The sequence below is a fragment of the Mesorhizobium sp. M7A.F.Ca.US.005.03.1.1 genome (genome assembly GCF_003997975.1).
Classification (GTDB): Bacteria; Pseudomonadota; Alphaproteobacteria; order Rhizobiales; family Rhizobiaceae; genus Mesorhizobium; species Mesorhizobium ciceri.
In genome coordinates this window covers 1-11,609 of sequence record NZ_RZRO01000142.1, presented here as the reverse complement: position 1 = coordinate 11,609, position 11,609 = coordinate 1, and the positions used below count along the sequence as shown (strand labels likewise).

At 60.1% G+C, this 11,609-nt stretch carries 8 protein-coding genes and 1 pseudogene; 5 read left to right on the top strand and 4 right to left on the bottom strand.

Annotation, left to right across the window (positions count from 1 at the left end):
* From EN990_RS32920 to EN990_RS32905, 4 genes are all read left to right on the top strand, one after another.
* Nucleotides 1-648: hypothetical protein (locus tag EN990_RS32920; RefSeq protein WP_127388530.1), on the top strand; the 648-nt coding region annotated here is incomplete at its 5' end.
* A gap of 239 nt (nt 649-887) precedes the next feature.
* A complete protein-coding gene (locus EN990_RS32915; RefSeq protein ID WP_127388529.1) occupies nt 888-4,067 on the top strand; it encodes an autotransporter domain-containing protein in 3,180 nt (1,059 codons plus the stop codon).
* Nucleotides 4,068-4,198: 131 nt separating this feature from the next.
* Nucleotides 4,199-5,308: an OmpA family protein gene (locus tag EN990_RS32910; protein WP_024504495.1), complete on the top strand. Its 1,110-nt coding sequence runs from the start codon at nt 4,199-4,201 to the stop codon at nt 5,306-5,308.
* 20 nt (nt 5,309-5,328) lie between these two features.
* Nucleotides 5,329-6,570 carry a caspase domain-containing protein gene (locus tag EN990_RS32905; RefSeq protein WP_224673649.1) on the top strand — a complete coding sequence of 414 codons (1,242 nt, stop codon included), beginning with the start codon at nt 5,329-5,331 and terminating at the stop codon, nt 6,568-6,570.
* A gap of 45 nt (nt 6,571-6,615) precedes the next feature.
* Here the strand turns inward: EN990_RS32905 and EN990_RS32900 are convergent, their stop codons facing one another.
* A complete protein-coding gene (locus tag EN990_RS32900; RefSeq protein WP_224673521.1) occupies nt 6,616-7,227 on the bottom strand; it encodes a hypothetical protein in 612 nt (203 codons plus the stop codon).
* Between the two features lie 148 nt (nt 7,228-7,375).
* Here EN990_RS32900 and EN990_RS32895 point away from each other — a divergent pair, with 148 nt between their 5' ends.
* A complete protein-coding gene (locus EN990_RS32895) occupies nt 7,376-7,906 on the top strand; it encodes an OmpA family protein (RefSeq protein ID WP_013525282.1) in 531 nt (176 codons plus the stop codon).
* A 100-nt stretch (nt 7,907-8,006) separates the two neighbouring features.
* Here the strand turns inward: EN990_RS32895 and EN990_RS32890 are convergent, their stop codons facing one another.
* The 3 genes and pseudogenes from EN990_RS32890 to EN990_RS32880 all read right to left on the bottom strand — a co-directional run.
* A complete protein-coding gene (locus EN990_RS32890) occupies nt 8,007-10,337 on the bottom strand; it encodes a M23 family metallopeptidase (RefSeq protein WP_127388528.1) in 2,331 nt (776 codons plus the stop codon).
* Complete coding sequence (locus tag EN990_RS32885; RefSeq protein WP_024504491.1) at nt 10,334-10,744, bottom strand: DUF1036 domain-containing protein; 411 nt, start codon at nt 10,742-10,744, stop codon at nt 10,334-10,336. Before EN990_RS32885 ends, EN990_RS32890 begins: the two co-directional genes overlap by 4 nt.
* Before the next feature lie 84 nt (nt 10,745-10,828).
* Nucleotides 10,829-11,609, bottom strand: a pseudogene (locus EN990_RS32880) (serine/threonine protein kinase); the annotation flags it as partial.

Genomic DNA, 11,609 nt, shown 5'->3' with positions numbered 1-11,609 from the left:
GCCCTGACTCACGAAAGCCTTTCCAGCTACGCGTTCACGCTGTCGGAAATCGAGTACACGGATATACCGTTTTCTCGGAACTATCTGCTCACGAATTTCTACTACAAGAAGCTGGACTGCAGTCACATCCTGATGATCGACAGCGACATGGGCTTTTCGCCCGATCTCATTGCCGCGATGCTGGCGCTCGACAAGCCTGTAGTCGGAACTTTGTATCCGCGGCGTCTGGTCGACCTTCGCAAACTTCACTCGCTGTCGAAACTGCCGTTCGACAAGGCCTTTGCGCAAAGCCTGGAGTTCCTCGGAACCATCATCGAACCGCGGCAGGAGATGGGCGGCTTTGTGCGGGTATCGCTATGTGGCACGGGTATCTTCTTGGTTTCGCGCGACTGCGTCGCCAGGATAATTGAGAAACTGCCCGAAACGGTGAACCGGTCGCGCTACAGAAAAAACAAATACGCCGCACAGTTCGAGAGCTTTCTGACGCCATTTTCGAAGATCGTGACGCCGGACGTGGACTTGCCTACCGATTTTTCTTTTTGTCATCGCTGGGCCCAGCAGTGCGGCGGGGAAATATGGGCAAGTTACGACCGCAAGGTTGCCCACGCGGGAAGCCTGACCGTTTCGGCAGCCTATTCTGACCTCTAGATGTTCGCGTCCTTGTACCGCGTCGTACTGCATCTGAGCGGTTCAATCTGAGTTCGATAGTGACCTTGTCGCCACACATGACCTTATAGTGGCCTGAGAGCGAACGCCTAACCATTGCCGACGAGCAGCGCGCTGCGTACACTGCCTGTCAATCAAGTCAACGAGCCCCATTGAAGGGCCGGTGATTTATTGTAATTGCCTTAACTGTGACGGTATCGATTCTCGTAAGGTGGGATCGAATGAGAGTGCCGCGCGAGGCCTATCAATTGGCGGGTGTTTCGTTGCTTGCGTTAGCGGCGGCATCCACGTTGCAGATATCTGGCGCGGAAGCGTGCTCGGCTATCGCAAGCGGTGCTGGTACAACAGTCGGCTCAGGCATCTCGGCCGAAACGACGTTCGAAACGACATCGGTCACGGTCGAGTGCAGCACAACTGGAAACGTCCAGGATGTCGGCGGCGTATTCACGACGGGGTTCGCGGGATACAAGGGGCAAGCCAACGACTCGTCAACAGTCATCGTCAACGATTATGACGGAAACGGCGATGACATTGTTAGCATCTTTGGCGGTATCCTGGACAACAGCACGCCTACCCCCGTCATAAGTGGCCTGCCGCCGGTAACGTCATCGGCAACGACATCCTTGCAGTCGGCAGAGGGGACCCTCGAACTCTTTGGCGGCAACGACCGGTTCGAGATGTCCTATGGGGATTTGTCGGGCGATCCGTTCGCCCCAAATGTCGACGCCAATCTCGACGCCGGGGCGGGCGATGACACCGTTATCATCCAGGCCGGCAGCATCCACGACATCGATCTTGGAGATGGTGTCGACAGTGTCGTGATATCCGGCAGCGGCACACAGGTCGGCAATGTGACCGGTGGCATCGGTGACGACCTGATATCGGTCGGTATCCTCGAGGTCGAGGAAGGCGTTTTTTTCAGCGAGCCAATCGTCGGTATCATCTCTGGGGGTGAGGGCGGTGATACCATTACCATAGGGGGAGGCAACGTCGAGGCCGTGGATGCCGGGGCCGGCGACGACCAGGTCAGCATCGGCGGCAATACCGCAATCGAATTGGATATCGATGGAGAGGCCGGCAACGACACAATAACGGTCAGTGGCAACGCCACCATAGGCGGCAGCATTTTCGGCAACGATGGCAACGACACCGTCAACATCGACGGTGGAACCGTCGGCACAACCATATCGCCGGGCATCGTTGATCTTGCGGGCGGCGCCGACATTTTCAACATGACCGCGGGCCATGTGACCGGCTCGGTGTTCGGCGAAGGCGGCGGCAACACCTATACCGTCAGCGGCGGCACGGTCGACGGCTCGATCTATGCCGGCAGCCAGGACGACAGCGTATCGATCTCGGGCAACGCCAGTGTCGGCATCGACCCAGGTGAGGGTGGGGAGGGCACGGATTCTGTCGGGCTGGAGGATGGTGACGACACCTTCGACATGACCGGCGGCACTCTTGCGGGTGCGGTAAGCGGTGGTGCCGGCAATGATGTTATTACGCTGCGCGGCGGCACCATAAACAGTTTTCTGGAAGGCAACGACGGCAACGATCAGATATTGGTCTCCGGCGGCGTGCTTGCGGGAGAGGTCACCGGCGATGTCGGTGACGATCTGATTGTCATCAGCGGCGGCGCCATCGGATCCAGCGTTTCCGGCGGCGCCGGCTTCGACAATGTCTCGGTCACCGGCGGCACCATCACGGGCGGCATAGACGCCGAGCATGTCCATCTGTCGGGCGGCACGATCGGCGGTAACATTACCGGTCTTGGTCCCGACACGCTCGTGATCGACGGCATCGGTGCGGTTGACCCACTCAATTTGAGCGATGGCGTTCTGTTCAGCGGCACGGGCGCCAACGGCACCATCACCGGCACCGATCTCGCTGCCGGCGGCAAGAGCCAGAACTTTACCGGCTTCGACAATTTTTCCTCCGACAATTCCACGCTGCGCTTCAACGGCGGCATACAAGGCATCAACCACCTCAACCTGGGCAGTGGCTCGACGCTGTTCATCAACGGCAACGTCACCATGCCGGGTTCGATCATCGCGACGAATTCGCTGATCGACATGACGAACGGTGTCGCTGGCGATGTGTTGACGCTAGGCGGCCTCACCCTCAACGGTGCCAGCATCGGCCTCGACATCAACCAGCAGACATCTCAGTCGGATCAGCTCATTGCCGATGCGTTTTCGGCAACCGGCGCCAATACCATCATCGTCAACCTGCTCGGCACGCCGCAATTTGCCGAGCCGACCGACATACCGCTCATTGTTTCGACCAACGGCCCGGTCACCGGGACGTTCAGCGTCGCAGGCGTGCCCGGCACACCGGGTTCGCTTTTCACCTATGCGATCGTCACAGGCCCGAATGGCAGCGTGTTCCTGCGTGCCACGCCAGTCAATTTTGGCATTGCGGCGGCGCCGACCAGTGCCACCAACGCCGGCGCGGTCGCGGTGGCAATCGAGGCTCTCTACGGCATAAACCGCGACGCGCTCGATGCTGACCTGCATCTCTCGCCCGCATCCGGTTCTGGAATGGTGCCGGTTTCGGAAAGTTTCGGGGTCTTTGCTTCAGGCCAGTTCGCCCATACCGAGCATGACGGCTACAACATCAGCGGCGGCGGCTTGAACGGCTCCGGCCCGAGCTTCGATGCCAATGATTTTTCGGCTGCCATCAGCCTGGATTTCAATGCCGCCAAACACTTCCAGTTCGACAATGAGTACGGCCTGAACATCGGCGTTTTCGCCGGCTACGCCTCGACCGACGTCAACCTCGGCGCGTTTCGGGGATTTGATGCCATCGGCGAAGGTACCAACAAGGCCGGCCTGTTCGGCGGCTACGCGCTGTTTCGCAAGGACTACAATTACGCGCTCGTCTCGGCCTCCGGCTTCATCGGTGGAAGCGACGTGACGAACGGCGTGCTCGGCACCACCGGCAGCTATGATACCAAGGGCTATGCAGTGACGGCATCGGTCGGCCATATCTTCAAGCTGGGCGAGCGCACCCGCTTCGATCTGCGTGGCGGCCTGCTTGGCGTTTCCTTCCGTGGCGATCCCTATAAAGACAGCGGCGGCAACGAGTTCGGCAAGAGCAAGCTTTCTTTTGGCGCGATCAAGCTCGAGCCCGGCATCTATGGCGACTACACGCTAAGCAACGGAATGGTGATCAGCCCCTATGCGCGAGGCGAATTGCAGCAGCGTTTCGGCTACAAGAACACCACCGAAATCGACACCAGGGAGATCGACTTCAACGATGCCGATTTTTCCGCCGCGCTGTCGACCGGCTTCAACCTGAAGATGTCGGCCGCGACCACCGTCAACGGCGAAGTTCGCGGCAAGGTGTCATCGGACAGTTCCACCATCGGCGCCAAGCTCGGACTGAAGATCGCCTTCTAACCAAGACGATGAACCCGAGATTTGCATCGCTCGGGAGTGGTGCACCGCACCACGCGAGATGCTCGCCAAGCGACAGCAAGTGTTCTATGCTCCTCGCTGAGAAATCGTGAACTGCTCTAGGCAGGGGTTCCATGTTCGAAGTCGTGGGAGTCTGGTGGAAAACACGGGCAAGAGGCTGGCTCGTTATAAACGCGCTTGGCTTGGTCGTTGCGTTGTTGGTGTTGATTTGGCCCGGACTGGGAACTGCGAAGGCAGAGACGAACTGGACGCTGGACTCGACCGCTTCGGTCCTGACCTACCAATCGGTCAAGAAGAACACGATCGTCGAAACCAACAAGATCAGGAATATTTCCGGTAGCCTCACCTCGGCGGGTGATGCGAAAGTCACCTTCGACCTCAATTCGGTCGATACAGGGGTTGACCTTCGCAACGTCCGCATGCGGTTCCTTTTCTTCGAGACATTCAAGTTTCCCTCCGCCGAACTGACCGCGAAGGTAGATCCCGCCGCATTTGCCGACCTGGCGACCAAGCGACGTGTGAAGGCGGTTCTTCCGTTCCGTCTCAGCCTGCACGGGGTCGACAAGGATCTTCAAGCCAACATCGTGGTCACCATGATCAGCGACACCATGGTGTCGGTCGCTTCGGAGGCTCCTGTCGCCGTGCATGTGGAAGACTTCGGATTGCTGCCGAACGTGGATAAACTCCAGCAGGCGGCCAACGTGACCAATATTGTTCCCACGGCATCGGTTTCATTCGATTTCGTTTTCGTCGCTGACGGCAGCAAGCCGGCTGTTGTCCAACCGGTTGCGGCGAGCACTGCCGATGTCGGGCCTGTCACCACCGATGCGGCGAAGACCAGCTTCAGCGACGAGGAGTGCCTCAACAGGTTCGCGGTGCTGTCGCGCACCGGAGCCATCTACTTTAGAACGGCGAGCGCGCGGCTCGATAGCCAAAGCCGGCCGCTGCTTGCTGAGGTCGTCGGCGTCGTGGGCAAGTGCCCGGGCCTGAAGGTCGAGGTTTCTGGACACACCGATTCCGACGGGTCGCCCATCGAGAACAAGCGCCTGTCGGAGCGAAGGGCCCAGGCGGTTGCCGACGCCATAGTTGCCGCTGGCATTCCGCGCACCCAGATCGCGGCGACTGGCTATGGCGAGGAGCGCCCGGTTGCCGACAACGACACGCCGAAGAACAAGGCGCTCAATCGGCGGATCGAGTTTTCCGCCACTAAGCTCGTCAACTGAGGGACGCCCTGTTGTCCCGGGTGGGTTTTGATCGTATCGGCCATTGCGGTGGACTTGTGGGCGCCATTGCGCTTGTAGCGCTGGCACTGCTTTTGACTTTGTCGGCCGCCAGTGCTGAACGCCGTGTTGCGTTGGTCCTTGGCAACTCCCAATATGAGCATGCGCCGGCGCTGACCAATCCGGTACGCGACGCCCACGCCATGGCCGAACGCCTCGAGAATCTGGACTTTGAAGTCGTTTCCGGCTTCGATCTGACCAAATTGCAGACCCAGACGACGATTGCGCAATTCGCAAAGCAGGTGCGCGGCGCCGATATCGCCCTTTTTTTCTACGCCGGCCACGGGTTGCAGGTTTCAGGCAGCAACTACCTTCTTCCGGTCGACGCAGCACTCGAGGACGAGACTTCGCTCGATTTCGAGGCGGTGCCCGTGGACTTCGTCCTGCGGCAAATGTCGCGCGAGACCAGCATAAGGTTGATTTTTCTCGACGCTTGCCGTGACAATCCGCTTGCCGAAGTGCTGGCAAAGACCGCCGGCGTGAAGGGAGCAAGAAGCGGCCTTGCCGAAATTCCCATCGAGAATGGTGGCGCCGGCACGCTTGTCGCGTTCGCCACCAGTCCCAATCAGGTCGCCTTTGACGGGTCGGGCCAACATTCGCCGTTCGCTTCGGCGCTGCTGGCGCATATGGGCGAAACAAACGTTTCCATCACCGAAGCCATGAACCGCGTTACCGCCGATGTCTTCAAGGTAACCGCCGGCAAACAGCGCCCCTGGAGCAATGTCTCGCTGACCACTGAGGTCGTCCTGCACAAGATCGACCTCAACGCACCGCTGATCGTCGGCGAGGCGACCACTCAGAAATCGGAAGCCGGTTCGGATGGGCGAAACGTTGCGGCAAACCCGTCGGGCGCCGACGACGCCCAACTTTCGCTCGATATGCTTCGTCAGAAAATCCCAAGGCTTGCCTCCGACGAGCCTATCTTTTTTGACCATCCTGTCGATTTCGGCGATCCGGAAATCGACGGCAAGAGCATTGCGGAGCTGATCAAGGGCAAGCCACGCTTCAGTCCTGTGGAGGGGCTCGACAAGTCGGTATGGGAAGGAAAGCACTGCGACGGTTGCCATGAATGGAACGAGGCCCGGCTGTGTGAACAGTCGAAAAATTTCGCCGCCAACGACGTGTCTGTCTTACGGCTTCAACATCCGCTTGGAACGCGCTTCAAGGTGGCGCTCGCAAAATGGGCGCAAGGTGGCTGTAAGTAAGCCAGGATGATGACGGCATCCATCGGTTTCTGCCGGGCGAATGCTCTAATCCGCATCCGCTGCTTGGCTCAGGGCCTCGATCTCAGCCATCTGGATGCCCATTTCGACAAATGCCGAAAGAACGGTGAACCGGTCAGCCAGTGCGACACGCGCCAGTCCGGCCAGAATCCCGGCATTGATTGCGTGGGCAGCTGGAAACGGCAGCAACGCCGGTGCCATCGTCGCGGCCCTGGCCGAACCATTGTCACGCCATCCCGCGGCCAGAGCAATCCAGCCGACCGGCGTTGTTGGCGGCGTCGCGCCGGCTGTGCTGAGCGCCGCCTGGTGGCGGAGACTGTCCGGTTCGCCCACCCAGTTGTGGACCAGCGGGAGCAACTGATGATCGGTCTCATCCAACAGGTCGGCCAGGTGGCTCAGGCATTCATGGGCCCACCAGACCGCGGCTCGCTCGGGAAGCAGGTAGGCACAAAATGTAACCGCTTCCTCGGGAACGCGCCCTGCGAGAAGGTCGCGGCAAAACTCGATCGAGCGCTGGTCGGTTGGAAGGCTCCTCATGTCCCGCGCAATAGCAGGACACGCCGCGAAAAGATCCCTTGCCGTTTTGAACCGGAGCCCATTGGCCATGACCGCCACGCTTTCATCGAGAAGCTTGGCCACTCAAGCCTTAGGCGCGGCGCGGGTCAAGTCTCAACCGGTGACGCGGCAACAACTGTCACGCCCCCGGCGATTGCAGACAGACAATTGCCTGCGAATTTGCTATGATCCCAACATCGAAAATCGGAATACTCAACCAGGAGGAGCCGCTATGCAGTGGAGCAGTTCAGCTTTTGTGTTGGCGGTCGTGCTTTTCTCGACCCACGCTTCCGCCGACCCCGTTCAGAAATCGGAAGACATCGTGAAGTTTTTTGCTGGTGCGGCCGATCTCGGCAAGTCCCGCGGGATTTGTGTTGGCTCCGCGGAGGAGTGCAAAAGCAAGTCTAATGACGCGTCGGCAGTGAAAACCGGCCTCGACATGCTGATCAATTTCGGCTTGGATTCGGCCGAACTTGACGCCACCGCGCGCGCTGAACTCGACGAGTTCGCCAAAGCCCTGAAGGACAACCGGCTGAGCACGTTCAGCTTCGTCGTCGAAGGCTATACCGATGCCACCGGCACGGTGCACCACAACGAAGGCCTGTCGCAACGACGAGCGAAATCGGTAGCCGCCTTCCTCACGGCCAGCGGCATCGAGCCTGATCGCATCAACGCGGTCGGCATGGGTGAAAAGAACCCGCGCAGTTCCAACCCATACGATCCGCTCAATCGCCGCGTGGAAATGCGGATAAAGACACAATAGCCACGCAAAGCTGCGCCGCAGCTTGGGATGGGGCGAAGATTGTTCTACCCGATGGAATTTGGACAGGGGTGAGCATCTGATAGAGCAGCGCGAGCGTGGTTCAAGGCGTATTCTGAATTGAGCTTATGACGGCGGTGACGGCCTGCTTGTATTTTTCAAACTCCGGTGACGTCTGGCGGACCTCCGTGGTCGTTGTCTGCTGGGCGGCGCCAGTGGCCATGCGGCCCAGCTTCTGGCCCATTTTCCTTTCGGCCCAGTCCACGACGTAGCTGGCGGTCTTGCCGGTGAGAAACGGGTTGGCCTGGATGACGGCCGACCCCAGCACGGCGCTCAGTTGCGCCGAACCTGTGGCCGACAGCACCTGGTGCGCGCCTTCCATTCCCAGGAAATGACAGAGATAGAGTCTGCCCGCCGTAATCTGGTGACCACGCTCCCGAAGATAGGCCTCGCCTTCGCGAGCCAGGTTGCGAACCATCTCACGCGAGATCGTGGCGTCGTAGCGCAGTGCGAGCAGGGCGGCTGTCGACAGCGTGCGCGCAAGTTCCGGGCGGTAGGTGTTCATCATCCTGATCCAGGTCTTGCTTATGAATTGCCCTGCACCGGTTGCTGAGGAATTTGGGTTCTTGGCGCGAGCGCTGCCGCCGCTTTCGACATGAACGATACGGTCGGTGAGCGTCTCGACCGCGGAATCGTCGGAAGCGACCGCGGTGACCGTGCCGAGTGGGTCGATCGCTGCGCCATTCTGGTAGAGTTCGAAATGCAGGTGGGGCCCGGTCGAAAGGCCGGTGGTGCCGATATAGCCGATCACATCGCCGGCTTTCACCCTGGTTCCGACACCGGTCCCGATTGCAAATCTCAGCATATGCGCATAGCGCGTCTCGCGCCCGTTTGGGTGCGAGATCTTCACCAGATTGCCATAGCTGCCGCCATCGCCCTGGAAGGTGATGTCACCATCGAAGGCGGCTGCGATCGGCGTGCCAACGGGAGCCGCCCAGTCGACGCCCTTGTGGATGCGAACGGTGCCGAGAATTGGATGCTTGCGTGGCCCGAAGGTGGATGTCATCACCCCGTTGACGGGCGTGACCATGCCGTTGGTGACCGTCAGCGAGCGGACCTGATCGTCACCGGTAACGCACGCAAACTGGCCCTCGCTCAGCTGGAAGACGAAACAGTCGAGGCTCTTTTCGGTGCCCTGCACGCCGACATACAGCACACGCCCGTCAGTCTCGCCCTTGCCGCGCGACGTTTGCGAGTAGATCAGCACAAGGCGCTGGTCCTCGCTGGCGAAGGCGTCCAGATCCTGCCCTCGCGATAGGTACATGATCGCTTCGCCGATCACGCCGGTTGGAACACTGTTGCGAGCCGCCGTCGAGTAGATCGCGTCGAGCAGGCGATACTGCCGCTTGTGCGTGCCTTCCCCCTGTGCGCCCGAATAGTTGAACAGATCTTCACGGACCCAGGGATCGACACCCGATACGAATGCGCCCGCCGCATTGCGTGTCAGCGTGCCGACAAAGACGTTCTTGGCGTAGATGGACACCTGCATCAGCGACATGGTCGTCGTCTCGCGCCTCGGCCTGAAACCACGCATGGCGATGACATAGCCCGGTTCCAGGCCGTCGCGGTTGAAAAGCGCCTTCAGCGCTTGCCCTGCCAGCTTGGCGTCCTCTGCGGAGAAATGCGCATCGAGCGCGACGCTGTCCAAAGAGCGGTCGTTGAGGATTTTCACGAACGTGTCTTCGGTCGCCTCGAACCGCTGATACTCATTCGAGACGGTTGCGACACTCGTGTTGTTTTCGATCTGCGTCTTCTGGAATGCGGGAAGGGCTGCATCGCCCGCATCGATGGTCTCGCCCCAGCCGGCTTCGGGATCATCGGCGTCCGCCCTTTGGTCGGGCGCTGCGGCTGGTTCCCCCTCTATCGGCGATGGCTCAAGATCATTCTGCAGATCACCGGATGGGGGGGCAGCAGTCTTTCGTTGCGCCTGGAAGAATGCAAAATCCTCTTGCGTCGACGGTATCGTTGTCATGAATTTTTCGCTCGCGCTAAGCATGACGTCAGACAGGATTTCGATCTGTGGAGAAACGCCGGCCTGGTTGAGTTCCGCCGGGCGCGGCATTGTCCGGCCTTTGGTTGCGGCGCTGGCATCGGGCGCCAGCGTGATCCACATCGGGTCCCCCGCCAGATCGATAATGGCTGGCACATACACGGATGCGTCCGCCGGCATATCGTCCGCCCCTTCGACCGCATGCAACTCCTCGTCTTCGTCTCCGAACGACCAATACTCGGCGGTGAGGTAGAAACCGGCGGCGATAGAGAGCAGCACAGCCACCGCGAGACCGGCAACAAGCCTGTGCCGAAGCGTGCGCCTGCGAAGGGCCGCGCGCGCCTGCTTTTTCTGCCTGAAGCTCGTGTCGATACCGTGCGTCACGGATTGCTTCCCGTAAGGAAGAAAGTCCACCGCGCCTGTTCGAGGGTATCGACTTCAAGAAATTGTGCCGCGATATGGCCGCGCTGCCAGCACTCGTCGATGCCGCGTATCGAAAAACGTCGCCGCTCAATGCACATTTCGGTCGATCCTGTGAGGATCGCATGACCAAACACGTCCGTTGCGTAGATGTAGATGTAGCGGTTCGTCAGTTCCTCACGAATGACGTTTACGCATTGATTGGCGCCGATGGTCCACCAGCCATCGGTCTGGTCCGCATTGTCGACCTTCTGGCCGACGGCGAGATTGACGACATCCAGAGTCTGATTGCAGACCGTGAACTCGGCGCGCGCTTCGCTGGATGACAGCACGGCCAACAGGGCCGCCCCCCCCATGACCGCAAGCCTCATGCTGCCACGCAGGGCAGGGGCCCGAACCGGATCAAACTGCCTTATCGGCGGGTCAGAGCGGCTGAGTTGCATCGGGCGCCCATGCTATCCGCCGAGCCGGAAATACTGGGCGGTGGCAGAGAATTGAGACCCGTCGGTCTCGATTTCTTCGAGAATCTTGGGGAGCAGCACCGAGGCTGGCATGGGCGTGGAGAACGCGGCTGCCTGGATGTCCTGAGGGCCCGTGATCACCATTATGATCTGCGGCACCGCCTTTCCGGCGGCTTTGTCGGCGGCCCCGAGACCAATCGGGATGCTGAAAGTAGCCTTGCCGGGTTCTACGACGATGCGGTCGTCGAGATTGAACACCATGCCTTTATGGTCGATCAACAGCACGCTGGACCTGAGCCCGCCACGCGTCACCAGCGTTCCGCTGATCGGCGTACCGTTTGGCACCGATGTCCGATCGAGAACAAGCTGCGGCTTGTCTGATGCGGTCTGCCCGATAAAGCGCAGAAAATTGGTGACTTCGCATTGGCTTGGTTCAATGAGCCGGACGCTGATGTCCGGCTCGACATGGAATTTGGCCTGGAACTCGGCCAGCATGCCTTCGAATGGCTGGACCGATGTTCCAAAGCCTTCGATCGCGGCAGCCTTGTCGGTTGCTGAGGTCATCGTCGCATAGAAACAGTCGCCGCCGCCGAAGTCGCGAACCCATGACACCCGTTGGGCGATGTCGTCGACGGCCGGGGGAATCTCCGGTTTGGGCACGTTCAACGCGACAGCAGGTTGGTCCGGCTGGTTGCTTGTCGGCAAGGCAGGGCTCTCGGCGTTCGCGACAGCCGGCGGGGCCGCAGTGGGATTGGGCTCCCGCGTTGCGGGTGCC